The 26,192-nt window shown below is 68.8% G+C and carries 22 protein-coding genes and 3 pseudogenes; 15 read left to right on the forward strand and 10 right to left on the reverse strand.

What is annotated here, in order from left to right; all coding sequences use genetic code 11:
• Nucleotides 1–38 precede the first annotated feature (38 nt).
• The 3 genes from ABID97_RS04165 to argE all read right to left on the reverse strand — a co-directional run bounded on the left by ABID97_RS04165 (nucleotide 39) and on the right by argE (nucleotide 4,240).
• On the reverse strand, nucleotides 39–1,697 hold the full coding sequence (locus tag ABID97_RS04165) for a hypothetical protein (RefSeq protein WP_354397293.1): 1,659 nt from the start codon (nucleotides 1,695–1,697) through the stop codon (nucleotides 39–41).
• A gap of 121 nt (nucleotides 1,698–1,818) precedes the next feature.
• Nucleotides 1,819–3,042, reverse strand: a complete 1,224-nt coding sequence (locus tag ABID97_RS04170; RefSeq protein WP_354401666.1) for a DUF445 domain-containing protein — start codon at nucleotides 3,040–3,042, stop codon at nucleotides 1,819–1,821.
• 31 nt (nucleotides 3,043–3,073) lie between these two features.
• Nucleotides 3,074–4,240 (reverse strand): acetylornithine deacetylase, encoded by a 1,167-nt coding sequence (gene argE / locus ABID97_RS04175; RefSeq protein ID WP_354397294.1) that lies wholly within the window; start codon nucleotides 4,238–4,240, stop codon nucleotides 3,074–3,076.
• Between the two features lie 101 nt (nucleotides 4,241–4,341).
• On the opposite strand from argE, the pseudogene ABID97_RS04180 reads away from it, so the two are divergent.
• The 3 genes and pseudogenes from ABID97_RS04180 to ABID97_RS04190 all read left to right on the forward strand — a co-directional run bounded on the left by ABID97_RS04180 (nucleotide 4,342) and on the right by ABID97_RS04190 (nucleotide 7,908).
• Nucleotides 4,342–5,536: pseudogene (locus ABID97_RS04180) on the forward strand (glycerophosphodiester phosphodiesterase).
• 78 nt (nucleotides 5,537–5,614) lie between these two features.
• Nucleotides 5,615–6,817: a M20 aminoacylase family protein gene (locus tag ABID97_RS04185; RefSeq protein WP_354397295.1), complete on the forward strand. Its 1,203-nt coding sequence runs from the start codon at nucleotides 5,615–5,617 to the stop codon at nucleotides 6,815–6,817.
• Nucleotides 6,814–7,908 carry a M14 family metallopeptidase gene (locus ABID97_RS04190; RefSeq protein WP_354397296.1) on the forward strand — a complete coding sequence of 365 codons (1,095 nt, stop codon included), beginning with the start codon at nucleotides 6,814–6,816 and terminating at the stop codon, nucleotides 7,906–7,908. The genes ABID97_RS04185 and ABID97_RS04190 overlap by 4 nt, the downstream gene beginning before the upstream one ends.
• A 15-nt stretch (nucleotides 7,909–7,923) precedes the next feature.
• Here the strand turns inward: ABID97_RS04190 and ABID97_RS04195 are convergent, their stop codons facing one another.
• Nucleotides 7,924–9,048, reverse strand: a complete 1,125-nt coding sequence (locus tag ABID97_RS04195; RefSeq protein ID WP_354397297.1) for an ABC transporter substrate-binding protein — start codon at nucleotides 9,046–9,048, stop codon at nucleotides 7,924–7,926.
• A 59-nt stretch (nucleotides 9,049–9,107) separates the two neighbouring features.
• Here ABID97_RS04195 and ABID97_RS04200 point away from each other — a divergent pair.
• From ABID97_RS04200 to ABID97_RS04215, 4 genes and pseudogenes are all read left to right on the forward strand, one after another.
• A pseudogene (locus ABID97_RS04200) lies at nucleotides 9,108–11,162 on the forward strand (molybdopterin-containing oxidoreductase family protein); the annotation flags it as partial.
• Between the two features lie 105 nt (nucleotides 11,163–11,267).
• Nucleotides 11,268–12,314 (forward strand): annotated as a pseudogene (locus ABID97_RS04205) (aminopeptidase); the annotation flags it as partial.
• Nucleotides 12,307–12,621: a polyhydroxyalkanoic acid system family protein gene (locus ABID97_RS04210; RefSeq protein ID WP_354397298.1), complete on the forward strand. Its 315-nt coding sequence runs from the start codon at nucleotides 12,307–12,309 to the stop codon at nucleotides 12,619–12,621. The pseudogene ABID97_RS04205 and the gene ABID97_RS04210, both read left to right, overlap by 8 nt.
• A 51-nt stretch (nucleotides 12,622–12,672) precedes the next feature.
• The gene (locus tag ABID97_RS04215; RefSeq protein ID WP_354397299.1) at nucleotides 12,673–13,920 is read left to right on the forward strand and encodes a CaiB/BaiF CoA transferase family protein; all 1,248 of its coding nucleotides are present in this window, start codon (nucleotides 12,673–12,675) and stop codon (nucleotides 13,918–13,920) included.
• An 18-nt stretch (nucleotides 13,921–13,938) separates the two neighbouring features.
• Here the strand turns inward: ABID97_RS04215 and ABID97_RS04220 are convergent, their stop codons facing one another.
• Nucleotides 13,939–14,196, reverse strand: a complete 258-nt coding sequence (locus ABID97_RS04220) for an acyl-CoA-binding protein (RefSeq protein WP_354397300.1) — start codon at nucleotides 14,194–14,196, stop codon at nucleotides 13,939–13,941.
• 112 nt (nucleotides 14,197–14,308) lie between these two features.
• Between ABID97_RS04220 and ABID97_RS04225 the strand changes: the two genes are divergently transcribed.
• The gene (locus tag ABID97_RS04225; protein WP_354397301.1) at nucleotides 14,309–14,728 is read left to right on the forward strand and encodes a styrene oxide isomerase; all 420 of its coding nucleotides are present in this window, start codon (nucleotides 14,309–14,311) and stop codon (nucleotides 14,726–14,728) included.
• 11 nt (nucleotides 14,729–14,739) lie between these two features.
• Here ABID97_RS04225 and ABID97_RS04230 read toward each other — a convergent pair whose 3' ends face one another.
• The 5 genes from ABID97_RS04230 to ABID97_RS04250 all read right to left on the reverse strand — a co-directional run bounded on the left by ABID97_RS04230 (nucleotide 14,740) and on the right by ABID97_RS04250 (nucleotide 18,463).
• Nucleotides 14,740–15,576, reverse strand: a complete 837-nt coding sequence (locus ABID97_RS04230; protein WP_354397302.1) for a tetratricopeptide repeat protein — start codon at nucleotides 15,574–15,576, stop codon at nucleotides 14,740–14,742.
• Nucleotides 15,577–15,579: 3 nt separating this feature from the next.
• Entirely contained in the window at nucleotides 15,580–16,290 is a 711-nt protein-coding gene (locus ABID97_RS04235) for a TetR/AcrR family transcriptional regulator (protein WP_354397303.1), read from the reverse strand.
• 127 nt (nucleotides 16,291–16,417) lie between these two features.
• Nucleotides 16,418–16,924, reverse strand: a complete 507-nt coding sequence (locus ABID97_RS04240) for a phasin family protein (RefSeq protein WP_354397304.1) — start codon at nucleotides 16,922–16,924, stop codon at nucleotides 16,418–16,420.
• Between the two features lie 103 nt (nucleotides 16,925–17,027).
• Entirely contained in the window at nucleotides 17,028–17,471 is a 444-nt protein-coding gene (locus tag ABID97_RS04245; RefSeq protein ID WP_354397305.1) for an acyl-CoA thioesterase, read from the reverse strand.
• 95 nt (nucleotides 17,472–17,566) lie between these two features.
• Nucleotides 17,567–18,463, reverse strand: a complete 897-nt coding sequence (locus tag ABID97_RS04250; RefSeq protein ID WP_354397306.1) for a LysR family transcriptional regulator — start codon at nucleotides 18,461–18,463, stop codon at nucleotides 17,567–17,569.
• A 142-nt stretch (nucleotides 18,464–18,605) separates the two neighbouring features.
• On the opposite strand from ABID97_RS04250, the gene gtdA reads away from it, so the two are divergent.
• The 7 genes from gtdA (at nucleotide 18,606) to ABID97_RS04285 (ending at nucleotide 26,168) form a co-directional block, all read left to right on the forward strand.
• Nucleotides 18,606–19,685, forward strand: coding sequence for a gentisate 1,2-dioxygenase (gene gtdA, locus ABID97_RS04255; RefSeq protein WP_354397307.1), 1,080 nt, complete (start codon nucleotides 18,606–18,608; stop codon nucleotides 19,683–19,685).
• A 71-nt stretch (nucleotides 19,686–19,756) separates the two neighbouring features.
• A complete protein-coding gene (locus ABID97_RS04260) occupies nucleotides 19,757–20,464 on the forward strand; it encodes a fumarylacetoacetate hydrolase family protein (protein ID WP_354397308.1) in 708 nt (235 codons plus the stop codon).
• Between the two features lie 22 nt (nucleotides 20,465–20,486).
• Nucleotides 20,487–21,740 (forward strand): 3-hydroxybenzoate 6-monooxygenase, encoded by a 1,254-nt coding sequence (locus tag ABID97_RS04265; RefSeq protein ID WP_354397309.1) that lies wholly within the window; start codon nucleotides 20,487–20,489, stop codon nucleotides 21,738–21,740.
• Nucleotides 21,741–21,806: 66 nt separating this feature from the next.
• Complete coding sequence (locus tag ABID97_RS04270) at nucleotides 21,807–22,790, forward strand: Bug family tripartite tricarboxylate transporter substrate binding protein (RefSeq protein ID WP_354397310.1); 984 nt, start codon at nucleotides 21,807–21,809, stop codon at nucleotides 22,788–22,790.
• 50 nt (nucleotides 22,791–22,840) lie between these two features.
• Nucleotides 22,841–23,818: a Bug family tripartite tricarboxylate transporter substrate binding protein gene (locus ABID97_RS04275; RefSeq protein ID WP_354397311.1), complete on the forward strand. Its 978-nt coding sequence runs from the start codon at nucleotides 22,841–22,843 to the stop codon at nucleotides 23,816–23,818.
• Nucleotides 23,818–25,185, forward strand: coding sequence for an FAD-dependent oxidoreductase (locus tag ABID97_RS04280; RefSeq protein ID WP_354397312.1), 1,368 nt, complete (start codon nucleotides 23,818–23,820; stop codon nucleotides 25,183–25,185). The genes ABID97_RS04275 and ABID97_RS04280 overlap by 1 nt, the downstream gene beginning before the upstream one ends.
• Nucleotides 25,186–25,289: 104 nt before the next feature.
• Nucleotides 25,290–26,168, forward strand: a complete 879-nt coding sequence (locus ABID97_RS04285) for an acyl-CoA thioesterase (RefSeq protein WP_354397313.1) — start codon at nucleotides 25,290–25,292, stop codon at nucleotides 26,166–26,168.
• Nucleotides 26,169–26,192 lie beyond the last annotated feature (24 nt).

The raw sequence follows: 26,192 nt of genomic DNA on the forward strand, positions 1-26,192 counted from the left end.
TTTTAAAGGTAAATCACTGGTTCATGCCTTGCCATCGTTCAGTTTTTTGGGCTGATTTTGTAGATCGCGTTGTTCCGGTCGGCCGACATGTAGATGGTTCCATCGCTGCCCACCGCGACCCCCGTGACCACGTAGGGCGGCGGCAGGCCCGGGCCGGGGGCCAGGCCGATCGGCAGGTTTTCGGCCACCGTGCGGCGTGACCCATCGGGAGCGATCTCCACCAGACGGCGCGCCGCGCTCTCGGCCACGATGAAGCTGCCCCACGGCGTCTGCGCCACGCCTTCGGGCAAGGCCAGGCCCTCTGCAACGGCGCGCAGCGGGGCGCTCGCATCGAGCGGAATGCGGGTCAGCTTGCCGGCCGCCTCGGTGACGTAGAGCGCGCCGTCCTGTCCGACGATCATCTGCACCGGCCCGCCCAGGCCGCTGGCGAGCACTTGCTTCTCTGCAAAATGAGCCCCCCGCGCGCGGGTGATGCTGCCGGTCGCGATCTCGGCGTAGATCACGCTGCCGTCGGGCATGGGAATGGCGTCGAACGGCGCCTTCAATCCGTGAATGGTCTCGACGGTCCGCAGCGTCTGGCGGTCCACCAGCTGCACCGTGCCGGTGAACCACGAGGTCAGCGCGAACAGCGTGCCCGAGACACCGACCGCGAACGGATAGTCGAGATCGGGATCGCGCTGCATGCGGAACACATCGCGCACTTCCCCCGTGCGCACATTCACCTGGCGGAAGCCGAACACGTCGGCCACCCAGAGGGTCTGGCCGTCGATCTTGAGCCCGGCCGGGGCCGCCAGCTTGCCGCTGGTGAGCGTGCGCAGCGTGCCGGTCGCGGGGTCGAAGGCCTGGATCTCGTTGTTCGCCATGTTCGAGACGTAGATCGTCCCGTCCGGCGCAATGGCGAGGTTGTCCAGCGATGGGCGCAGCTGCCTGGCCACGGTCTTGCGGCCGGTGGCCAGGTCGACCCGCACCAGCTCGCCGCTGCGCGCATCGACCACCCAGAGGTTGCCCTTGCCGTCGAGGTTGGCGGCGGCGGGAATCTTGAAGCCGTCGGCGATGACGGTCATGTTGCCGTTGGCCGGGTCGATCTTCACCACCTGCCCCTTGAACCACAGCGGCCCGTAGAGCATGCCGTCGGGCCCGACCTCGAAACCGTTGAAGCCGCCCATGTCCTTCTTGATGAGCCGGGGCAGTTTCTGGCCCGCGCGGTCGATCTCCCACAGCGCATCGCCCAGGAACACCTGCGAGGCGTAGAGCTTGTTATTGCGGCGGTCGAAGTCGAGCGAGTTCAGGCCGGGCAGGTCCTTCGCGAGCACGCGCATCGGCGCGCCCTCGCCCTCGCGGTAGCGCAGCATGCCCATCAGGTAGTTGGTCCACGCCAGCTCGCCCTTGGGGCCGACCGCGATGTCGTCGGCCTGGCCCTCGGGCGCATCGACCAGGACCTTGGCCGCGCCCGTGGTGCGGTCGACCTCCCACAGCGTATTGCCCAGCACCGAGCCCGCGAGCAGCCGGCCCTTCGCGTCGATGGCCAGGCCGTGGACGCCCGAGAACGATGACGGCGGCACCAGCACCTCGGGTTCGGACCAGGCGGCGGGCCGGACGGGGGGCCGCGCGGGCGGCGGTGCGAGGCTGGCGCAAGCGCCCAGCAGGGCCAGCATGGCGGCGAGTGCGGCGGCGTGAAAGAACGGGCGACGGGGCATGTCTTCTCTCCTTCTCGTGGTTGCGTCCGCCAGTCTAGAAGCAGCAGGGGGAGCTGGCGCAATCCCGCTCGCGACATGCGCACTTTCGTGCGCCCAGGATTACCCGCGGGGCGCGGGCGGCTCAGCCGCGCAGCAGCTGCGTCACCGTGTGGATCGCGAGCCCCACGAGGCCGCCCACCAGCGTGCCATTGATCCGGATGAACTGGAGGTCGCGACCGATGTGGCGTTCCAGCTCGTCGGTCATCTCGCTGGCGTTCCATTCGCCGACGCGCTCCTCGATGTAGCGGCGGATGTCTTCGCGGTAGCGCTCGATGGCCAGCGGCGCGGCGGCTTCGATCTGCTCGTTGATCCAGTGGCGGATCGCCTCGTCGGCCTGCAGGCGCTGGCCCAGGGCGCCGGCCATCGAGGCGATGCGGCGGCGGATCGTCGAGTCGCCGCGGCCCAGGTCGTCATGCAGCCAGGCCAGCAGCTCGCCCCAGATGCCGTGCAGGTAGTCGCCCAGGGCAGGGTGCGCCATGAGCTCGCCGCGGATCTGTTCGCCGCGCTGCTGGAACTCGGGATCGAGCTTGAGCCGCACCACGAAGTCGTCGACGAAATGATCGAAGCGCCTGCGCATGGGGTGCGCGGGCTCGGCCGCCAGTTCGGCAATGGTGCGTGCCACGGCCGCCACGATCTTGCGCGTCGCGAGCTTGGCCGCGACCTGGTCCAGCCCCACGTAGCGCAGCGTCTTGATCTCGCGCGCAATCGCCTCGGTGATGTGCGCCTGCACCTCCTCGCCGTCGAGCAGCCCCGCCACCTGCTGCAACACGTCGTCGAGCAGCGCCTGGTGGCGCCCGCCCGCGGTGAGGGCGTCCAGCGCCTGCCCCATCAGCCGCGCGAGATCGATCTTCTCGAGGCCGCGGGCGGCAGCGCGCCCCATGAAGGCGCGCACGCGCTCGTCGTCGAATGCCGAGAGCCCGTAGCGCGCCGCGGCCACGCCCCATTCGCCGAGCTTCTCGCCGCTGGCCGGGCGCGCGAGCCAGTCGGCCAGCCGTCCGGCCGCATCGAACTGCCGCAGCTTGGCCAGCACCTGCGCGGTGCTCAGGAAGTTGTTGCAGATGAAGCCGGCCAGCTTGGCACCGATGCGGTCCTTGTTGCTCGGGATGATCGCGGTGTGCGGAATCGGCAGGCCCAGCGGATGGCGGAACAGCGCCACCACCGCAAACCAGTCGGCAATGGCCCCGACCATCGCGGCTTCCGCGAACGCGGCCACGTAGCCCCAGGCCGGATGCTGCCCATGCAGCGTGCTGGCCAGCGCATACAGCAGCGCGGCGCCGCACAGCAGGCCCAGCGCCACGCGCTTCATGCGGTCCAAGGCGAGCCCGTCGGCGCCGGCATCAGCCGATCTTGGGGGTGGAGGCAAGGCGCTCCATGAACAGCTCGCAGCGCGCCAGCTGCTCGAGGCTCACGAACTCGTCGGGCTGGTGCGCCTGGTTGATGCTGCCCGGCCCACACACCACGGTGGAGATGCCGGCGTTCTTGAAAAGGCCCGCTTCGGTGCCGAAGGCCACCTGCGTGGTGCGCTCCTCGCCCGACAGCCGCTGCGCCAGCTGCGTGACCGCATCGCCCGCCGCGCCCAGGAAGCTCGGAATCTCGCAGATGGTCTCGAAGCGGAAGCCCGCATCGGGCGCCACCTTCTTCATCGACGCCTCGAGGCTGCCGGCATAGGCGACGACTTCGTCCTGCATCTTGCGGGCATCGGCGGTCGGCAGGTCGCGGAACTCGTAGCGGAACTCGGCGTCGCGCGGCACCACGTTATCGGCAATGCCGCCGTGGAACTGGCCCACGCTCGCGGTGCTGAAGGGCACGTCGAAGCCCTCGTAGCGCGGCTCGCTGCGCTCGAAGCCCTCGGCCATGTCGCGCACCTTGCCGACCACGCGCGCGGCCATCTCGATGGCGTTGACCGAATGCGGCGTGAGCGACGAATGCGCCTCCTTGCCGCGCACGCAGCAGCGGTAGCGGTACACGCCCTTGTGCGCAATGGCCGGCACCATGCTGGTGGGCTCGCCCACGATGCAGGCCACGGGCCGGATGCCGGCGTCGCGCATGTCGGCAATGAGTTCCTTCACGCCGAAGCAGCCGATCTCTTCCTCGTAGCTGAACGCGAAATGCACCGCGAACGGCGAGTCGCTTTCGAGAAAGCGGCCCGCATTGGACAGCGCGATCGCGATGAAGCTCTTCATGTCGGCCGAGCCGCGGCCGTACAGGCGACCGTCCTTCACCGTGGCGGACAGCGGATCGACGCTCCATGCCTGCCCGTCCCAGGGCACCGTGTCGGTGTGGCCCGAGATGATGACGCCGGCCGGCTTGCCTTCGCCGAGCGTGGCAAACAGGTTGGCCTTGGTGCGTTCGGCGTTGTAGGTGATGCGGCTCTTCACGCCCAGCGCCGCCAGGTGGCTTTGCGCAAGGTCGATGAGCTGGAGGTTGCTGTTGGCGCTGACGGTGTTCATGCGCACCAGGGCCTGGGCGAGTTCGAGGCTTCGGGGGGAAAGCGTGTGGGGCATGCAACAGATTGTCCAAGAAGTCGGCGCCCCGCGCCGAACGGGCGCCCTGGCTGTCATGCGAAGCGGGTACCCTGCGCCTCTTTTGGATGGAGAAAAAGACGATGCGCACCTCACATTACGCCCTTGCCGCCACCGCCGTCCTCTGCCTTGCGGCCTGCGGCAGCACCGGCCCCGGATTGCCCGGGAAGCTGCTGACACTGGACGGCCGGCCGCCGCTGGTCATCGCGCATCGCGGCGCTTCGGGCTACCTGCCCGAGCAGACGCTCGAAGCCTATGCGCGCGCCGTCGAACTGGGCGCCGACGTGATCGAGATGGACCTGGTCTCCACCAAGGACGGCGTGCTCATCGCCCGCCACGACCCCAACCTGGCCATCAGCACCGACGTGGCCAGGCACCCCGCTTTTGCTTCGCGCAAGAAGACCATCCAGGTGGACGGCGAGACCCAGACCGGCTGGTTCAGCAACGATTTCACGCTGGCCGAGATCAAGACGCTCGGCGGCATCTCGACCGATGCCGAGCGTCCGCAGGAATTCAACGGCAGGTTCAAGGTCGTGACCTTCCAGGAGATCATCGATTTCGCCAAGGCCAGGTCGAAGGAGACCGGCCGCACCATCGCGATCTATCCCGAGACCAAGAACCCGACCTACTTCCGCGAGCTCGGCCTGCCGATGGAAGACAAGGTGATCGCGGCCGTCACCGCCGCGGGCTGGAACAGCAAGACCGCGCCCATCTACGTGCAGTCCTTCGAGCCCGGCAGCCTCAAGTACATGAAGAGCAAGGGCCTCAATACCCGGCTCATCCAGCTGATCGACGGCGACAGCGTCGACCTGAAGACCGGCGCCGTGACCTTCGCCGTGCCGAGCGACCGCCCCTACGACTGGACCAGGGCCGGCGACAAGCGCAACTTCGACGCCATGGTCACGCCCGCGCGGCCTTGCCGAGATCAAGACCTACGCCGACGGCATCGGCCCGTGGAAACGCTACATCGTGAGCATCAAGGGCACGATCGGCGCTGACGGCAAGCCGGTGGACGTCAACAAGGACGGCAAGATCAACGACGCCGACGCGACCTCGACCGCGCCCACCACCCTTGTGGCCGATGCGCACAAGGCGGGGCTCTTCGTGCACCCGTTCACCTTCCGCAACGAGTCGCGCCGCCTCGCGGCCGACTACGGCGGCCAGGGCAGGAACGAGTACGCGATGTATTACCAGCTGGGCGTGGACGGCGTGTTCACCGACTTCACCGACACGGCGCTGGCCGCGCGGACGGACTACCTGAAGCGCATCGGCCGCTGACCGGGTTCCCGAACGCAGCCTGAGGGTTTGCCCGGCACGGTCTTTGCGGAGGATTCTGCAAAGCCTAGACTGTGCCCCATGAAACTCATCGATTCGCTCGTCACGCAGGCGGCCGGCATCGCCGCCGTCCGGCGTGACCTCCATGCCCATCCCGAACTCTGCTTCCAGGAAGTCCGCACCGCCGACGTGGTGGCAGGCAAGCTCACCGAGTGGGGCATTCCCATCCACCGCGGCCTGGGCACCACCGGCGTGGTGGGCATCGTCAAGAACGGAACCAGCAGCCGCGCGGTCGGCCTGCGCGCCGACATGGACGCGCTGCCGGTCACCGAGCTCAACACCTTCGCCCATGCCAGCAAGCACCAGGGCAAGATGCACGCCTGCGGCCACGACGGCCACACCGCCATGCTGCTGGCCGCTGCGCAGCACCTGGCGAAGCACCGCAATTTCGACGGCACCGTGTACCTGATCTTCCAGCCGGCCGAAGAAGGCGGTGGCGGCGCGCGCGAGATGATCAAGGAAGGGCTGTTCGAGCAGTTCCCCATGGACGCCGTGTTCGGCATGCACAACTGGCCCGGCATGAAGGCCGGCCAGTTCGCCGTGAGCCCGGGTCCGGTGATGGCCTCGGGCAACAAGTTCAACATCAACATCATCGGCAAGGGCGGCCATGCCGCGCTGCCGCAGACCGGCATCGACCCGGTGCCGATCGCCTGCGAGATCGTGCAGGCGTTCCAGACCATCGTCACGCGCAAGATGAAGCCGACCGACTCGGCCGTGATCTCGGTCACCACCATCCACGCGGGGGAGGCCAACAACGTGATCCCCGACAACTGCGAGCTGACGGGCACGGTGCGCACCTTCTCCATCGAAGTGCTCGACCTGATCGAATCGCGCATGAAGAAGATCGCCGAGCACATCTGCGCCGCGCATGACGCGACCTGCGACTTCCGCTTCGAGCGCTACTACCCGCCGACCATCAACACCGAGGCGGAAGCCAACTTCGCGCGGCGCGTGATGGGCGGCATCGTCGGGCCGGAGAACGTGCTGCGGCAGGAAGCCGCCATGACCTCGGAAGACTTCGCCTTCATGCTGCAGGCCAAGCCCGGCGCCTACGCCTTCATCGGCAACGGCGACGGCTCGCACCGCGACGTGCACCACGGCGAAGGGCCGTGCACGCTGCACAACGCGAGCTACGACTTCAACGACGACCTGATTCCCCTGGGCGCCACCTGCTGGGTGCAGCTGGCCGAGGAATTCCTGAAGCCCGGGGGAGGCGCGCCTTGATCGGAATCGGCGAGGCGTTTTCGCCCCGCTACGCGCAGGCGCGCCAGAAGTTCCTGCAGGGCTGCGTGGGCGCGGGCCTCACGGTCGAGCCGCATGCGCATCCGGGCAAGGGGCAGGGCGGCGAGGAGCTCTCGATGGACGTGGCGCTCGACGGCGCCGCCAACGCCGAGCGCCTGCTGATCGTCACCAGCGCCTGCCACGGCGTGGAAGGCCATTGCGGCAGCGGCGTGCAGGTGTTTGCGCTGCACGATGCCGAATGGCGCGAGAAGGCCAGGGCGCAGGGTGTCGCGGTGCTGTACGTGCACGCGCTCAACCCGCACGGCTTTTCATACGGCCGGCGCGTCACGCACGAGAACGTCGACCTGAACCGCAATTTCCTCGATTTCTCGAAGCCGCCGCCGGTCAACGAGGCCTACGCCAAGTTGCACCCGCTGCTCCTGCCCGACACCTGGCCGCCCACGCCCGAGAACCAGGCCGCGCTGGACAAGTGGATCGGCAAGCATGGCGCCGCGGCGTTCCAGGCCGCCGTGAGCGGCGGGCAATACCAGTTCGCCGACGGCATCTTCTTTGGCGGCAAGGCCGAGACCTGGAGCAACAAGACGCTTCGCAACGTGCTGCGCCGCCACGCCGGCGGCGCGCGCCGGCTGGGCTGGATCGACCTTCACACGGGGCTCGGCCCGAACGGCATCGGGGAGCGCATCTTCGCCGGCAGGGACGACAAGGCGGCCTGGGCGCGTGCCAACGACTGGTGGGGCACGCCCGCGGCGCCGGTCACGTCGATGTACGACGGTTCCTCCACCTCGGCCCGGTTGGGCGGCCTGATGTGCGAGGCGGTGTACCAGGAGTGCCCGCAGGCCGAGTACACCGGCATTGCGCTCGAGTACGGCACGCTGCCCATGCTGGATGTGATGAACGCGCTGCGCGCCGACCACTGGCTGCACAAGCACCCCGAGGCGCCGGCCGACCTGGCCGACGGCATCCGCGCGCGCATGCGCGAAGCTTTCTACACCGACACCGATGCCTGGCGCGGCCAGGTCGTGAGCCAGGCCCGCCAGGCGATGTTCCAGGCGGTGGACGGGCTCAGCGGCTGATGCGCCGCGGGCCGGTCAGGTCCGGACCCGGCCGTCGGCCGTGATCATCGACAGTTCGACGAACTTCGACGCCACGTGGTTCTTGGGCGAGAACGACACCTCGAAGCCGCCGAACTGCTGCCGGTCGATGCTTTCGAGGCCGGCGATCAGGCTGTCGCGCGAGAGCTTGCCCGGCGCGCGGCGCAGGCCCTCGGTCAGGACCTTGGCGGCCAGGTAGCCTTCCAGGCTCGAGAAATTGGCGCTCGAGGCGGCACCGGCCTTTTTGACCGCGTCGCTGAACTCGCGCGTGATCGCGTTGGCCGGGTTGTAGGGCGAGGGCACCACCTGCGTCACCATGACGCCCGCGCCGTCCTTGCCGAGCTCGTCGGCCAGTGCCTGGGTGCCCACGAACGACACGTTGAAGAACGTGCCGCCGTAGCCTGCCTTGCGCGCCTGGCGAATGAAGGCCGCGCACGCCTTGTAGGCGCCCACCTGGACCACCGCGTCGGGCTTGGCCGCCACGATGGTCTTCACCGCCGCCGCCACGTCGACCGAATTGCGCTCCACCGTGGCCAGCGCCAACGGCTTCAGGTCCTGTTGCGAGAGCGCCAGCGTCACGCCGTCGAGCCCGGCCTTGCCGTAGGCGTCGTTCTGGTAGAAGACCGCGATCTTCTTGAGGTGCAGGTGGGTGAGCTGCTTCACGATGAGCGCAGTCTCGTCGTTGTACGAGGCGCGCAGGTGGAACACGTTCTTGTGGAACGGTTCGCGCAGCGACATCGCGCCGGTGAACGGTGCAATGAAGGGCACCTTGTCCTTCACCGCGAGCGGCAACGCCGCGAGGCTGGTGGGCGTGCCGATGTAGCCGAAGAGCGCGAACACGTCCTCTTCGATCAGCTTCTGCGTGTTGGCGGCGCAGCGGTCGGGCTCATAGCCGTCGTCCAGGTTCTTGATCACCACGGCGCGCCGGCCGGACTGCGCGTTGTACTGGTCCAGGAACAGCTTGGCGCCCTGGTGGAACTGGATGCCCAGCTGCGCGGCCGGACCCGTGAAAGGTGCCGACTGGCCCAGCACGAGCGGTGCTTCGCCCTGCGCCCGTGCCAACTGGAAGCCGCCCAGGGCCGCTGCGCCTGCGGCAACCGAAAAATGTCTGCGATTCATCATGGTGAAAACCTCTTCTTGCGCGCTGGCGCGCCAAACCTGGAAAACTTTAGACTTGCCGGATGGTCGATGCCCCGGTCCCTGCAACAACTGTTCTCCCCACCCCCATGTCCACCGTCCTCGGCGCGTGTCCGCACGACTGTCCCGACACCTGCGCCCTTGTCACCACCGTCCGGGACGGCGTGGCCGTGAAGCTGCAGGGCAATCCGGCCCATTCGCACACGGCAGGCGTTCTCTGCACCAAGGTCTCGCGCTACATCGAGCGCAACGATCACGCCGAGCGGCTGGTCCAGCCACTGAAGCGGACCGGTCCCAAGGGCAGCGGCCAGTTCGAGCCGGTGAGCTGGGAGGCCGCGCTTGACGACATCGCCGCGCAACTTCGCGCTTTGCAGATAAATCCTGACACAATTGTGCCTTATAGTTACGCTGGCACGATGGGTTTGGTCCAAGGCGAGTCGATGGACCGTCGTTTTTTTCACAAGCTCGGCGCTTCGTTGCTGGATCGCACGATCTGCTCGATGGCGGGCGGCGAGGCCATGGTCCACACGCTGGGCGCCAAGGTCGGCATGCGGATCGAGTTTTTCGCCGAGGCGAAGCTGATCCTGATCTGGGGCAGCAACTCCATCGCCAGCAACCTGCACTTCTGGCGCCATGCGCAGGCCGCCCGGCGCGCCGGTGCGCGGCTCGTGTGCATCGATCCCCGCAAGACCGAAACCGCCGACAAGTGCGACGAGCACATCGCCCTGCTGCCCGGCACCGACGCCGCGCTGGCGCTGGCGCTGATGCACGAGCTGATCGTGCACGACTGGCTCGACCACGGCTACATCGCCGACCACACGCTGGGCTGGGAGCAGTTGCGCGAGCGCGCCCTGCAATGGCCTCCCGCGCGCGCCGCGGCCGTGTGCGGCGTGCCCGAAGCGCAGATCGTGGCGCTGGCCCAAGCCTACGGCACCGCCCAACCGGCCGCGATCCGCCTGAACTACGGCATGCAGCGCGTGCGCGGCGGCGGCAACGCGGCGCGCGCCATTGCCTGCCTGCCCGCGCTGGTGGGCGCCTGGCGCGACCGCGCGGGCGGGCTCCTGTTGAGCAGCTCGGGCCACTTTCCGGCCGACCGCGCCGCGCTGCAGCGGCCCGACCTGCTCGCGGGCCGAACGCCGCGCACCGTCAACATGAGCACCATCGGCGATGCGCTGCTGGACGAGGCCCGGCCGGTGAAGGCCATCGTGGTCTACAACAGCAACCCGGTCGCGGTGGCGCCCGAATCCGGCAAGGTGGTGGCGGGCTTCGCGCGCGAAGACCTCTTCACCGTGGTGCTGGAGCAGTTCCGCACCGACACGGCCGACTACGCCGACTACCTGCTGCCCGCCACCACCCAGCTGGAGCATTGGGACATCCACTGCAGCTACGGCCATACCGATGTGCTGCTGAACCGCCCCGCGGTGGCGCCGCGCGGCGAGGCCCGCAGCAATGCCTGGGTGTTTCGCGAACTCGCGCACCGCATGGGCTTCGACGAGCCCTGCTTCTCGGACGACGACGAGACGCTGTGCCGCACCGCCTTCGCGGCCGGCGCCATCGACTACGAACAGCTGCTGGCGCAGGGCTTCACCAGCCTGAAGCTGCCGGAAGCCCCCTTTGCCGAGGGACGCTTTCCCACCCCCTCGGGCCGCTGCGAATTCTTCAGCGAACGGCTGCAGGCCCAAGGCATGGACGGGCTGCCCGACCATGTGCCCAACTACGAAGCGGCGGGCAGTTCCGCCGAGTTTCCGCTGGCCATGATCTCGCCGCCGGCGCGCAACTTCCTCAACTCGACCTTCGTGAACGTGACCAGCCTGCGCGCGATCGAAGGCGAGCCGCTGCTCGAGATCCACGAGGCCGACGCGGCCGCGCGCGGCATCGAGAACGGCGCCACCGTGCGCGTCTTCAACGGCCGCGGCGAGCACCGCTGCCGCGCCGAGGTGTCGCGCCGTGCGCGGCCCGGCGTGGTGCATGGCATGGGCATCTGGTGGCGCAAGCTCGGCATGGACGGCACCAACGTCAACCAGCTCACGAGCCAGCGCCTGACCGACATCGGCCGCGGGCCCACTTTCTACGATTGCCTGGTCGAAGTGGAGCGCATTGCGCCCCCTTCCCGCCGGGAAAGGGTTGGGGTGAGGGCTGCCCCCGCTTTCGCCGTGGCCGGTGCGGTGTTGCTCGCCGGCTGCGCGGACCTGGGCTACTACTGGCAATCGGCCAGCGGCCACCTGGGCATCATGCGGGCCGCCAAGCCGGTGCCCGAATGGCTGGCGGACCCGGCGGTGGCCGAACCGCTCAAGGCCAAGCTCGAACTCGCGCAGCGCATCCGCCGCTTCGCAGTGACCGAGCTGGCCCTGCCCGACAACCCCAGCTACAAGTCGTACGCCGACCTGCATCGCCCCGCGGCGGTGTGGAACGTGGTGGCTGCGCCGCCGTATTCGCTCACGCTCAAGAACTGGTGCTTCCCGGTGGCGGGCTGCGTGGGCTACCGCGGCTACTACGACGAGGCCGCGGCCCGGTCCGAAGCCGAGGCAGAGCGCGGCAAGGGCATGGAAACCGCCGTGTACCCGGTGCCCGCGTACTCCACGCTGGGCTGGATGAACTGGGCCGGCGGCGATCCGCTGCTGTCCACTTTCATCGGCTACCCCGAGGGCGAGCTGGCGCGCATCGTGTTCCACGAGCTCGCGCACCAGGTGCTCTACGTGCCGGGCGACACGGTCTTCAACGAGTCGTATGCCACCGCGGTGGAGCGCATCGGCGGTGCGATGTGGCTGCAGAACGAGGCCAGCGAGGCTGCGCGCAACGAGTACGTGCGCTTCGACGCACAGCGCCGCCAGTTTCGCGCGCTGGCGCTGGACACGCGGCGCGCGCTCAATCGGGCCTACGAATCCGGCGAGGCCAAGGCGGGCGAGTGGGCCGCCGTGGACGCCATGAAGAAAGCCGCCATGGACGATTTCCGCGCGCGGTACGCCAGGCTTCGCGCAGAATGGCAGGGACCGCGCCAGGGCGCCTACGACGGCTGGGTGGCCCGCGCGAACAATGCGGCCTTCGGCGCCCAGGGGGCCTACGACGACCTGGTCCCGGCCTTCGAGGCGCTGTTCGAACGCGAGAGCAGCAACTGGCCGCGCTTCTACAAGGAAGTCCGCCGCATTGCCGCCTTGCCGACGACGGACGAGCGGCGCCACGCATTGCAGGCCGCCACCGGCATCCAGCAGACCAATTCCAGCCAAGGCCACAAGGGAGAACACGGTGCCTGACATCCTCATCGAACGAAACCACGCCCTGGGCATTGCCAGCGCCCGGGAGGTCGCACGCCAGTGGATCCAGCAGGTGGAGCAGGACTACGGCCTGGAATGCACCTACACCGAAGGCAAGGACCGCGACCTCGCGCAGTTCAGCCGCGCCGGCATCGACGGCACCTTCGAGGTCACGGCGCACAGCTTCAAGCTCGAGGCCACGCTGGGCTTCCTGTTCAGCAGCTTCAGCGAGCAGATCGAGCAGAAGATCTCGCGCAACCTCGATGCGCTGCTCCAGTCGCCCAAGGGCGGCACGCGCTTCGCCTGAGCGCCGTCGCCGGGCGATGCGCGGGGCCGCCGTGCGGCACACTCTCGCGCCATGACGAACACCTCTTCCTTGCCCGCCGCGCCGCCTGCCGCGGGCCCGCTCGCAGGCCTCAAGGTCGTGGAGCTCGGGCAACTGATCGCGGGGCCGTTTGCGGCGCGCACGCTGGCCGACTTCGGCGCCGAGGTGATCAAGATCGAGCCGCCCGGCGCGGGCGATCCGCTGCGCACCTGGCGCCTGCTCAAGGACGGCACCTCGGTCTGGTGGCAGGTGCAGTCGCGCAACAAGCGCTCGCTCGCGCTCGACCTGCGCCAGCCCGATGCGCAGGCCATCGTGCGGCAGCTGGCGGCCGAGGCCGACGTGCTGGTCGAGAACTTCCGCCCCGGCGCCATGGAGGGATGGGGCCTCGGTCCCGACGAACTGCTGGCCGCCAACCCCTCGCTCGTGATGCTGCGCATCAGCGGCTATGGCCAGACCGGGCCCTACCGCGACCGCCCGGGATTCGGCGTGGTGGCCGAGGCCATGGGCGGCCTGCGCCACCTCACGGGCGAGCCCGGCCGCGTGCCGGTGCGGGTGGGCGTGTCCATCGGCGACACGCTGGCGTCGCTGCACGGCGTGATCGGCGTGCTGATGGCGATGCAGCACCGCCACGCAACAGTGGGGCCCGGCTGTCCGAAGGGCAGGGGGCAAGTCGTGGACGTGGCGCTCTACGAGGCCGTCTTCAACTGCATGGAAAGCCTGCTGCCCGAGTACAGCGCGTTCGGCGCGGTGCGCGAGGCCGCGGGCAGCGCGCTGCCCGGCATCGCGCCCACCAACGCCTACCGCTGCGCCGACGGCGGCTATGCCATCGTGGCGGGCAATGGCGACAGCATCTTTCGCCGGCTCATGGCATGCATCGGCCGGCCCGACCTGGCCGCTGACCCGGCGCTGGCCGGCAACACGGGCAGGGTGGCGCAGGTCGGGATGCTCGATGCGGCGATCGGCGACTGGACCGCCCGGCTTACGGTGGACGAGGTGCTCGCCGCCCTCGACGCCGCCCAGGTACCGGCCGGCCGCATCTACACCGTCGCCGACATTGCCGCCGACCCGCACTACGCGGCGCGCGGCATGCTGCAGCAGGTGCGCATGGCCGACGGCAGCGCGCTCGCGGTGCCCGGCTTCGTGCCCAAGCTGTCGCTCACGCCGGCCAGCCACCGGCGCAACGCGCCGGCGCTCGGGGCGGACACCGATGCCGTGTTGAAGGAGATCGGCCTCGACGCCGGGCAGATCGCCGCGCTGCGTGAGCGCGGCATCGTCGGCTGACAGACCGGATGGGCGGGGTCAGGCGCGCAGCGATTCGATCAGGTCGATGTACTTCTGCTTGGCCTCGTCGGCGCCGAGGCCCTTCTGCGCGGTCCAGGCGTCCCACTTGGCGCGCGCGACGATGTCGCTGAAGCTCGGCTTCTTGGCGGTGTTGTCGCCTTCGGTCGCCTGCTTGAAGAGGCCATAGATCTTCAGAAGCGTCGGGTTGTCGGGGCGCTCGGCCAGCAGCTTGGAGTTGGCCTGGGCGGTTTCGAATCGGGCATTGAGGTCGGACATGGCGGCAAGAGGAAGAAAAGCCGTCGATCTTATGGCTTATGCCGGGCCTGAAGACAGGACGTCGGGCGGGCGCACGTACCATGGCCGGCTTTTCACCTCCGATCGCATCCGCATGGACCCTTCGTCTCGCCACCTCGCCTTTCACGGCGCCATCGTCCTGCTGTTCGGCCTGCTGCTTGGCGCCCCGTACGCGCGGGCCATCAAGCGCGGCGATGCCGCCCATGTCGTCAATTCATGGCGCGTGGCGCATCTGAGCCTGCCGATCGGTGCCGTGCTGATGCTCTCGGTGGCAGCGCTGCTTCCCGCCCTGGCCACCTCCCTGCTGGTGCAGTGGGTCATCGCGGTGGCGCTGATCGTCTCGGCCTACGGTTTCTGCGTTGCCACGCCATTGGCCGCCATCACCGGACAGCGCGGGCTCGACGCCAGCGGCTCCGGCCTCGGAAAGTGGGTGTACGCCGGCAACATGGTGGGCGCCGTGAGTTCCATCGTCGCCGCCATCGCACTCCTGTACGCGACCTTCAGGGCGTTGTGACGCCACCCGAATCAGTCCGACAACCCTGCGCGCGCCAGTTCCACGTCGAGCCGTTCCTTCGCGTCCGCCGGCTGCATCGAGGCGGCTTTTTCATACAGCCGCGTGGCCTCGCCCATGCGCGCGTCGCCGTGCAGCATGAGCAGCGCGCGGCCGTATTCCATCAGCGCGCCGGGCGCGTGGGGGTGCAGCTCGAGCCCGCGCTCGAACAGCTCGACCGAGGTTTCGGCGCGCACACCGTAGGTCATGCGGCCGACCAGCGCGCCCACCTTGTCGATCACCTCGGCATGGAAGGCGGCCAGCGCGATGTGCGCGTCGGCATGGTTGGGCTGCAGTTCGATCACGCGTTCGAGCGCGCCCTTGAGCTTGCTGCCGAGGCCCTGCGCCAGTGCGCGCGCCACGCTGATGCCCTGGCTGTAGCGGCCCAGCGCGTAGGCCTGCCAGTACAGCGCATGGCAGTTGTCGGGCTCGGCGGCGGCCTGGGCCCCGGCACGCTCGATGACCTGGCGGAACATCGAAAGCCGCATCGATTCGCGCGGCTCCAGGTAGTTGGCATAGATGGCGGTGGCCTGGTTGGCCAGCACCAGGCCCTGCGCGCCGTGCAGGAGCCCGATGGTGGCCGCACGCTCGAATTCGCCGTTGTGATAGCGCGCCCAGCCCTCGGCCAGCGGGTGGCCCTCGTCCGGCGGCGTCACCGGGTGGCCGGCGTGCAGCCGGGGCCAATGAGGCAGCACGCTGCGCGCGTCGTAGCGCGGCACGTCGGCATAGGGCAGCGGCGTCCAGGGATCCCCTGCGGCGGCGACCGGGCTGGCGGACATCAGCGAGAGCGGCTTGAAGTCTGGATGGGGCATGGTCTAGGACTGGGCTGCCAGGTCGACGGGCGCAGCCGATGACGGCGCACTTGCAGAATCATCGCCGCTGTAGGCGTGGCTGAGTGTCAGCAAATGCCGCCGCTGCGCAGGTCCGAGGTAGGGCGCGAGCAGGTGCAGCGTGTGCTGGCCGCCGCGCAGCAGCGCGCCCTGGGCGTGGGCGGGTTCCAGCGCCTCGCGCGGGTTGCGCACGTATTCATAGCTGAGCCAGTAGGTCAGCACCACCACCATGCTCTGGGCCAGCGTGTCGACCTCGTGGGCATCGATCTCGAGATGCCCGGCCCGGCTCAGCCCCGCGATGAGCACGCGGATGGCGCGCGCCTTGTTCTTGAGCACGAGCTGGAACTGCGTCTCCAGGTGCCGGTTCTTGCTCAGCAGGTCGTTCAGGTCGCGGTAGAGAAAGCGGTAGCGCCAGATCAGCTCGAACAGGCTGTGCATGAAGAACCACGCGTCTTCCACGTCGTGCACGCCCTCGCTGGCATGCAGGAGCTCGTTGAGCTCGGCCTCGTAGCCTTCGTAGAGCTTGTTGATCAGCTCTTCCTTGGCGGGGTAGTGGTAGTAGAGGTTGCCGGGACTGATGTTGAGCTCGCCTGCCACCAGCGTGGTGGAGACGTTCGGCTCCCCGAAGCGGTTGAACAGCTCCAGTGCGGCTTCGAGGATGCGTTGCGCTGTTCGGCGTGGCGCCTTCTTGGCCATGTCAGTCCCCGTTCTTTATCTTCTTGGGGACACTCTAGCGTATGTGCACTGCACCACATACCGGGCAGGGCCAACTTTTGCGGCGGCACGTGTTGTGCACTGCCGCAAAAAGCAGGCTGCGGCGGGGTCAGGCCGACTTGGGGCCGCGCCGAACGGTTTTCTTGGCGGCTGCCGCGGCCGGCGTTGCGCTGCGTCCGGCTGTCTTGCGGCTCGCGCTGCGTGCGGGCGCGGCGGCGGGCTTGCCCTGCATGCGCTGCAGTTCGGCCTCGAGCGCCGACACGCGCGCCTGCAGCGCGGCGTGGTCGGCGGCCGAAGGCATGCCGAGCTTCTCGAGCGCGCGCGCCACGCGTTCCTCGAAGATGTTCTCGAGCTTGCCCCATTGGCCCGCGGCCTTGGTGCCGAATTCGCTCGCGAAGCCGGCCATGCGCGTTTGTGCCTGGGCCAGCGTTTCTTCGGCGGCGGCCTGGGTCTTCTTCTGCATGCCGGCGCCGTCCTTCACCAGCGCCTCGAAGGCCTTGCTGCCTTCCTGCTGCATCTTGGCAAAGGCGCCGAGCCCCGCCAGCCAGATCTGCTGCGCGGAATCCTTGATGCGGTCCGCGCCCTTGTTGCCTTGTTCGTCGTCCTGGGTAGCCATGCCGTGTTCCTGAAAAAACAATCGGGCTACTCTAGCCGCTCGGCCGCTTCCCAGTTAGAGCTTGGCGTCTACGGACGGCTGTTTCGCGGCACCGGGGGCGAGGCTATTTGCCCGCGGCCCGGCTGGCTTCGAGATGCGTTTTCGCCCGCTCGGCCAGCGCCATTTCGCCCGGCGTGCCGGGCACGAAGGGCTGCACCGGCAGCGGGCGGCCATGCGAATCGACCGAGACGAAGACGATCAGGCATTCGGTGGTCTTGTCCATCGTGCCGCCCTTCATGTCGCCGCTGCGCACCTCGACCGAGATGTTCATGCTGGTGGTGCCGGTATAGGCCAGGCGGGCCTCCACCTCGACCAGGTCGCCGATCATGATCGGGTGGTGAAAGCGGATGCTGCCGATGAACGCCGTCACGCAATAGCGCTTGGCCCAACTGGTCGCGCAGGCGTAGCCGGCCTCGTCGATCCACTTCATGACGGTGCCGCCATGGACCTTTCCGCCGAAGTTGACGGTGCTGGGCTCTGCCAGGAAACGGAGGGTGATGGAGGACATGCGCCGCCTTTTTCGTGGGCTGATGGGTGAAAACCCCGATTATGCGAGCGCCCGGCGCCCAGCCCGCGCGCCGCCGGTCGGTGCGGCACGCACGCTCAGCTCCCGCCGAACAGCTCCGCCAGCGTGCGCCGGAGCCAGGCATTGCCGGCGTCGGCATGAAAGCGCTCGTGCCAATGCTGCTTGACGGCATAGGCCGGCAGCTCGAAGGGCGGCTCCAGCATCTTGACGGGCTCCTGCGTGGCCAGCACCTTGCCGAGGATGCCGGGCACGATCACGATCAGTTCCGTGTGCGCCACGATGCGCGCCACGCTGAGGAAGCTCGACAGGCTGGCCACCACATCGCGCCTCAGCCCGAGCCGGGCGATGGTCTTGTCGACGATGGCATGGCCCGTGCCCGAAGACGCCACCACCGCATGCGCCTCGGCCTCGAAGCGCTTGCGCGTGAGCCGTTCGCCGATGCGCGGATGGTTGCGCGCCGCGAGGCAGACGAAGTTCTGCATGAAGAGCGTCTGCTGGTAGAAGCCCGCGTCCAGCTGCGGCATGAACCCCACGGCCAGGTCGACCGCGCCGTCCTCGAGTCGGCGCCCGCTCTCGGTCGAGATGATCTCGGTCTCGATGCGCACGCCCGGCGCCGCGTGCCGCAGGTGGTCGAGCAGCGCGGGCAGCAGCACCACCTCGCTGATGTCGGTCATGCAGATGCGAAAGCTGCGCGCCGCGGTGGCGGGGTCGAAGCTCGCGCGCCCGCCCTTGGCGCGGTTCAGCCGGTCGAGTATGTCCAGCACCAGCGGCTGGATCTGCCGCGCATAGGGCGTGGGCTCCATGCCGCGCGAGGTGCGCACGAACAGCTTGTCGCCGAAATGCGTGCGCAGCCGCGCCAGCGCGGTGCTGGCCGCCGACTGCGAGACGCCGAGCCGCTCGGCCGCACTCGACACGTTGGATGTCTTGTAGACCTCATCGAAGACCAGCAGCCATTCCAGATCGAGCTGGGCCATGAATCGACTCCTTGTGCCGCCACCATTATCGAGAAACGAGATTGCCTCTATTGAAGCGGACCCATTGCGCCAATAGTAGTACGGAAGGATGATCGCCGTTTTCCGGAGACAACCGCCGCACGACGGCCGGAGCCGCTGCCCCATGAATCCCACCGCCCAGAAGCCTGCCGCCCCCGCCAATGCTGCGGAGCGCCGCGGCTATTACGAGCGCATTCGTCCGCTCCACCTCACGCCCCTGTGGGAGTCGCTGCATGCGCTGGTGCCGCGCGAACCCGCCACGCCCTGCGTGCCGGCGCTCTGGCGCTACGACGAGATCCGCCCGCTGCTGATGGAGTCGGCACACCTCATCACGGCCGAGGAAGCGGTGCGCCGCGTGCTCGTGCTCGAGAACCCCGCGCTGCCTGGCAACTCGTCGATCACGCAGTCGATCTACGCCGGCCTGCAACTCATCATGCCGGGCGAGGTCGCGCCCTCGCACCGCCACGTGCAGTCGGCGCTGCGCTTCATCGTCGATGGCAAGGGCGCCTACACCACCGTGGGCGGCGAGCGCACCACCATGTACCCCGGCGACTTCATCATCACGCCATCATGGGCCTGGCACGACCACGGCAACGAAGGCATCGGCGGCGTGAGCGAGCCGGTGGTCTGGCTCGACGGGCTCGACATTCCGATGCTGCGCTTCTTCGATGCCGGCTTTGCCGAGAACGACGACGCCAAGGTGCAGCACGTGGCGCGCCCCGAAGGCAACAGCCTGGCGCGCTTCGGCCACAACATGGTGCCGGTGCGCCACGACCACGTGTCGCCCACCTCGCCGATCTTCAACTACCCCTACGCCCGCAGCCGCGAAGCGCTGGCCCTGCTGCAGAAGCAGGAGGCGCCCGATGCCTGGCTCGGCCACAAGCTGCGCTACATCAACCCGCTGACCGGCGGCGCCCCGATGCCCACCATCGGCACCCAGCTGCAGCTGCTGCCCAAGGGGTTCGCGGGCAAGACGCACCGCGCCACCGACGGCACCGTCTACAGCGTGGTCGAAGGCCGCGGCACCGCGGACATCGCGGGCCAGCGATTCGAGTTCGGGCCGCGCGACACCTTCGTCGTGCCTTCGTGGGCGCCGCTCTGCCTGTCGGCGCCCGGTGAAGACGTGGTTCTCTTCAGCTTCTCCGACCGTCCCGTGCAGCAGGCCATGGGCATCCTGCGCGAATCCTTCCTCGAAGACGCCTGAGCGCCGCCGCTTCATTTTCTCGTTCTCTTTTCTGTCCTGACCCTGAGCCGCCGCGCGCGGCAGGAGCCCTCATGTCCTTTGCCTTCACGCCTCCTTCCATCGTCGGCCTGCCCATCGTGGGTTCGGGCGACCTGTTCCCGGTGCGCCGCGTCTACTGCGTGGGGCGCAACTACGCGGCGCATGCGCGTGAGATGGGGTTCGATCCCGACCGCGAGCCGCCGTTCTTCTTCTGCAAGCCGAACGACGATGCCTCGGTGGTGCCCGTGGCCGAAGGCGGAACCGGCGCGATCCCGTACCCGCCGCTCACCAGCAACTACCACTACGAAGCCGAGCTCGTGGTGGCCATCGGCAAGGGCGGCAAGGACATCGCGGTGGACCAGGCGGCGGGCCACATCCACAGCTACGGCGTGGGGCTGGACATGACCCGCCGCGACCTGCAGATGAAGATGCGCGAAGCCGGCCGCCCCTGGGAAATCGGCAAGGCCTTCGACTTCTCGGCGCCCATCGCGCCGCTGCGCACGCTGGCCGACGTGGGCGAGATCAATGCGGGCGCCATCACGCTCGAGGTCGACGGCCAGGTGCGCCAGAACAGCGACATCACGCACCTGATCTGGTCCGTCAACGAAGTGATCGCCAATCTCTCGACGCTCTTCACGCTGCAGCCGGGCGACCTGATCTTCACCGGCACGCCCGAAGGCGTGGGCGCGGTGAAGCCCGGACAGACGATCAAGGTGAGCATCGACAAGCTTCCTTCGCTTTCCGTTCGAATCGACGGATGAGCCGCCGCGCCGAGGTCCCGCAATGAGCACATCGTCCCCGAAGAATCCTCCCACCGTGCTGCTCGTGGGCGGCGGCATCGGCGGCATGGCCGCTGCGCTGGCGCTCGCGCGCCTCGGCGTCTCCATCGACCTGCTCGAGCAGAGCGCCACCATCGGCGAGATCGGCGCCGGCCTGCAGCTCGGTCCCAACGCCTTCGCGGCTCTGGACGCGCTCGGCGTGGGCGAAGCGGTGCGCCGCAATGCGGTCTTCACCGACCGGCTCGTGATGATGGACGCAGTCGACTGCGGCGAGGTGGCTTCGGTGCCCGTGGGCGAGGCCTTTCGCGCACGCTTCGAGAACCCCTACGCGGTGAGCCACCGCGCCGACCTGCACGGCGCCATCCACGACGCGGTGAAACAGCATCCGCTGATCCGCTTCCACACCTCGGCGCAGGTCGAGTCCATCGACACCGGCGCGGGCGGCGCACGCGGCGTGGTCGCCATCACGCGCGACGGCCGGCGCTTCGAGGCCGACGCCATCGTGGGCTGCGACGGCGTCAAGTCGGTGGTGCGCGCGCGGCTCGTCGGCGACGAGGCGCGTGTCTCGGGCCACGTGGTGTACCGCGCCGTGGTGCCGGTGGCCGACATGCCGGCCGACCTGCGCTGGAACGCGCCCGTGGTGTGGGCCGGCCCAAACTGCCACCTGGTGCACTATCCGCTGCGCCATGGCGAGCAATACAACCTCGTCGTCACCTTCCACAGCCGCGGCAAGGAAGAGTGGGGCGTGTCCGAAGGCAGCAAGGAAGAAGTGATGTCGTACTTCGAGGGCGTGCATGCGCGCCCGCGCCAGTTGCTCGAGCGCCCGACGTCGTGGCGCCGCTGGAGCACGGCCGACCGCGATCCGGTGGAGCGCTGGAGCGACGGGCCGGCCACGCTCCTGGGCGACGCCGCGCATCCCATGATGCAGTACCTTGCGCAGGGCGCCTGCATGGCGCTCGAGGATGCAGTGACGCTGGGCGCCGCGGTGCGGGCCTGCGACTTCGACATGCCGGCCGCGTTCAAGCTCTACGAGGCCGCGCGCATTCCGCGCACCGCCCGCGTGGTGCTGTCGGTGCGCGAAATGGGGCGGCTCTATCACACCAAGGGCGTGGAGCGGCTGGTGCGCAACAGCCTCTGGGTGGGCCGCACGCCCGAACGGTTCTACGATGCGGTCGAATGGCTCTACGCCTGGCGGCCCGAGCATTGCCTGGACGATGCGCGGCGGGGCGGCCCGGTCGCCGCGATGCCGGCGCACTGAACCGAACGCTGAACGATTTCTTCCATCATCACCATTCGAGGCCGCAGGCTCAGGAGACAAGGCACCATGTACAACAACATCTCGCGCGCACTGTGGACGGGGCTCGTCGCCTTGTCGGCCAGCACCGGCGCGCTGGCGCAGGCCAGCGACTTTCCCAGCAAGCCCGTGACGCTGGTCACGCCTTTTGCCGCCGGCAGCGGGCCCGACGCGGTGCTGCGGCTGGTGTCCGACAAGCTCTCTCGCCTGTGGAACCAGCGCGTGGTGATCGACAACAAGCCCGGCGGCGGCGGCTTCATCGCCATCGACCAGGCGCGCCGCGCCGCACCCGACGGCTACACGCTGCTGCAACTCGACAGCGAGCACATCGCCGCGCTGCCGCACCTGTACAAGTCGCGCAACTTCGTGACGCTGCAGCACTTCGACCCCGTGGCCTCGCTGTTCCGCACGCCGTTCTTCGTGGCCGTGTCGAGCGAGTCGAAGTGGAAGACCATGGGCGACCTGATCGCCGACGCCAAGGCGAACCCCGAAGCCATCGTCTACGGCTCCTGGGGCGTGGGCAGCCCGGGCCACCTGGGCGCGCAGCAGCTCGAGGCGCTCACGGGCATCCGCATGCGGCATGCGCCGTACCGCGAGGTGTCGCAGCTGTTCTCCAACGTGGGCACGGGCGACGTGCCCTGGAGCTTTGCCAGCATCCCGTCGAGCCAGGGCATCTACAAGGCCGGCAAGCTGCGCTACCTGGCCATTGCCGCGCCCAAGCGCATTCCGCAGCTGCCCGACGTGCCGACCATGGCCGAAGCCGGCGGCCCGGCGTCCCTCGAGGTGAACTCCTTCGTCTCGCTGCTCGCGCCCAAGGGCGTGCCGGCGGCGGTCAAGGCCAAGATCAACGCCGACGTGGCCAAGGTCATTGCCGATCCCGAGATCCGCGCCCGCTTCGACACCTTCGCGTTCGAGCCGCTGGCCTGGTCGCCCGAGGAGATCGAGCGCAATGCCGAGGCCAAGTCCAAGGTGTACGGCGAACTGGTGCGCCGCGGCAACATCAGCCTCGAATAGCAGCTGCGGTCGGTACCATTACGTTTTTTCACATTTCGTTTTTCATCTCCATGCACGCAACCAAGAGAGCCCTCCTGATCGCCTGCGGCCTGGCAGCCGCCGCCGCGCTTCCGCTCGCGGCCCAGGCGCAGACCGACGCCTGGCCGACCAGGCCGATCCGCCTGCTCGTGGGTTTTCCGGGCGGCTCCACGCCCGACATCGCGGCCCGCACCCTCGCCGAGCCGCTGTCCAAGGCGCTCGGCCAGCCGGTGGTGGTCGACAACAAGCCCGGCGCCTCGGGCAACATCGCGGCCGATATGGTCGCCAAGGCCACCGACGACCATACGTTGGGCATCGTGATCAACGGCAATCTCACCTCGTCGAAGATGCTGTATCCGCGCCTGCCCTATGACCCGGCAAAGGACTTCACCTACCTCTCGCTGATTGCCACCGCTCCGCTGGTGCTTGTGGCGCAGAACAACCTGCCTTCGGGCGCCGGCTTCTTCGATGCGGCGCGCAAGGGCGGCGACAAGTGGAACTACGGCTCGGTCGGCGTCGGATCGGTCGGCCACCTGGGCATGGAGCTTCTCAAGAGCCGCGTGACCGGCTTCAGTCCCGAGCACGTGCCCTACCAGGGCAATCCGCAGGTCGTGACCGCGATGCTGGGCGACCAGGTGCAGATGGCATTGATCCCCCCCGGCGTGGCGATGCCGCAGGTGCGTGCCGGCAAGCTCAAGGCCATCGGGCTCACGGGTGGCCGCAGCGCGCTGGTGCCCGAGCTGCCGCCGCTGGCCGATGCCGGCGTGCGCGATTTCTCGCTCGAAGTGTGGGTGGCGCTGCTCGGCCCGGCCAACCTCTCGAAGACCGCGCAGGCGCGCATCAGCCGCGAGCTCGAAGTCATCATGAAGCAGCCCGAAGTGCGCCAGAAGCTGTTCGAGCAGGGCTGGCAGGCGGTGGGCACCTCGCCCGACGGCATGCGCCTGCGCGTCAAGGAAGAAGCCGCGATCATGACCCGCATCATCTCGGCCCGCGGCATCAAGATCCAGTGATGGCCACCACCCGTCAGCACAACGAGACCCTCTCCGAGCCGGCGCGCGAGCTGCCGGTGTTCGGCGAATACGACGTCGTGGTGGTCGGCGGCGGCCCGGCGGGCATTGCCGCCGCCGTGAGCGCCGCGCGCCACGGCGCGCGCACGCTGCTGGTGGAGCGCTACGGCTTCCTCGGCGGCATGGGCACGGCGGGCGGCGTGACCAACTTCGCAGGCCTGTACGGCAAGCGCAACGGCGAGATGACGCTGCTGGTGCGCGGCGTGGCCGACGACCTGCTTGCGCGCATCGACGCCCTGGGCGGCCTCAACAAGCCGCAGGACGGCATGCAGGGCCGCATCCGCGTGCGCTCCTACGACACCTCGGCCTACAAGATCGCGGCCGACCGCTTGCTGCTCGATGCCGGCGTGCACCTGTTGTTCCATGCCTGGGCCGCCGCGGTGATCCGCGATGGCGAGCGCATCGCGGCGCTGGTGGTCGAGACCAAGTCGGGCCGGCAGGCGATCCGCGCCAACGCCTTCGTCGATGCCAGCGGCGATGCCGACGTGGCCGCCTTTGCGGGCGTGCCCTTCGAGGTGGGCGACGGCCATGGCAGCGGCCTGTTCCCGACCACCATGTTCCGCGTCGGACAGGTCGATGCACCGGCGGCGCTCGCGGCCGTGGGCGAGTTCAAGGCCATCAACGACCTGATGGAGCGTGTCCAGGCGCAAAAGCCCGGCACCTACGCGTTTCCGCGCGAAGGCGCGATCCTGCGGCCCAACATCGATCCGCGCGAATGGCGCGCCAACGTCACACAGATCCGTAATGCCGCGGGCCGCGCGATGAACGGCATCGATGCGCGCGAACTCACCGAAGGCGAGCTCGAAGGCCGGCGCCAGATCGCCGAATACTTCAGGTTCATGAAGGCCGAGGTGCCGGGCTTCGCGCACTCGGCCATCGTCGAGATCGCGCCGCAGGTGGGCATCCGCGAAACCCGCCGCATCGAGGGCCTCTATGCGCTCACGGGCGAGGACATCCTCTCGTCGGCGAGCTTCGACGACAGCATCGGCATCAACGCCTGGCCGATGGAAATGCATGCCGACGGCCGTATCGAATGGGCTTTTCCGCGTGACGACGAGCGCACCTACAACCAGCTGCCCTGGCGCATGCTGGTGCCGCGCACGATCGACAACCTGCTGGTGGCCGGGCGCTGCGCCGCCATGACGCACGAAGGCCAGTCGGCCGCGCGCGCGAGCGGCGGCTGCTTTGTCATGGGGCAGGCCGCAGGCACGGCGGCGGCTTCGCTGGGCGATGGGTCGCGGTTCGCGGACGTCGATGTGCCGGCGCTGCAAGAGAAGCTGGCCGCCGACGGCGCCGATCTCGATCGCTGAGCCTTCCGGGGGCGGCGGTTGACCGGCCCGCGACAGCCCCTGGGCCCGGGCTTTGCTATGGTGGAGGGTTGATTCTTCCTGCCGACACCCGACCGCCATTTCCGATGACCACCGATCCCGCCACCGCCGCCCGCCTCGTCGACGAACTCGTCGCACTCATGCAGCTCGAGCCGCTCGGGGGCGACAGGTTCCTGGCCCAGAGCGAGGACATCGGCACGCCCGCCGTGTTCGGCGGCCAGGTGCTCGGCCAGTCGCTCGCGGCCGCGAGCCTCACGGTCGGCGCCGACCGGCCGGTGCATTCGATGCACGCCTACTTCCTGCTGCCGGGCGAGCACGCACCGATCGAATACAGCGTGGACCGCGTGCGCGACGGGCGCAGCTTCACCACGCGGCACGTGGTGGCGCGCCAGCAGGAGCGCATCATCTTCGAGATGTCGGCCTCGTTCCAGACCGTGGACGACGGCGTCGAGCACCAGTCCGCCATGCCTACCGTCGATGGTCCCGAGGGCCTCGCGAGCGAACTCGACCAGCGCCTGGCGCTCGGTGAACGCCTGCCCGAGCGCTGGCGCATCAAGGGCCTGGAGCCGCACGGCATCGAATACCGCCGCGTCGAAGCCGACGACCTGCTGACGCCGGAGGTGCGCCCGTCCGAAAGCGCGATCTGGATGCGCGCGATCGCGCCGCTGCCCGACGACCCGGTGGTGCATCGGGCACTGCTGGCCTACGCTTCCGACCACGGCCTGCTGCGCGCCGCGATGCTGCCGCACGGGCTGAGCTTCATGAGCGGCCAGGTGCGCCCCGCGAGCCTCGACCACGCGATGTGGTTCCACCGCGATTTCCGCATGGACGACTGGCTGCTCTACGTGCTCGACTCGCCGAGCGCCAGCGGCGCGCGCGGCCTGTGCCGCGGCAGCCTGTTCACGCGCGACGGACGCCTGGTGGCCTCGACGGCGCAAGAGGGCATGCTGCGCGTGAAGCGCTGAAAAAAAACCTATTCAAGGACCTGC

The sequence above is a fragment of the Variovorax sp. OAS795 genome (assembly GCF_040546685.1).
Taxonomy (GTDB): Bacteria; Pseudomonadota; Gammaproteobacteria; order Burkholderiales; family Burkholderiaceae_C; genus Variovorax.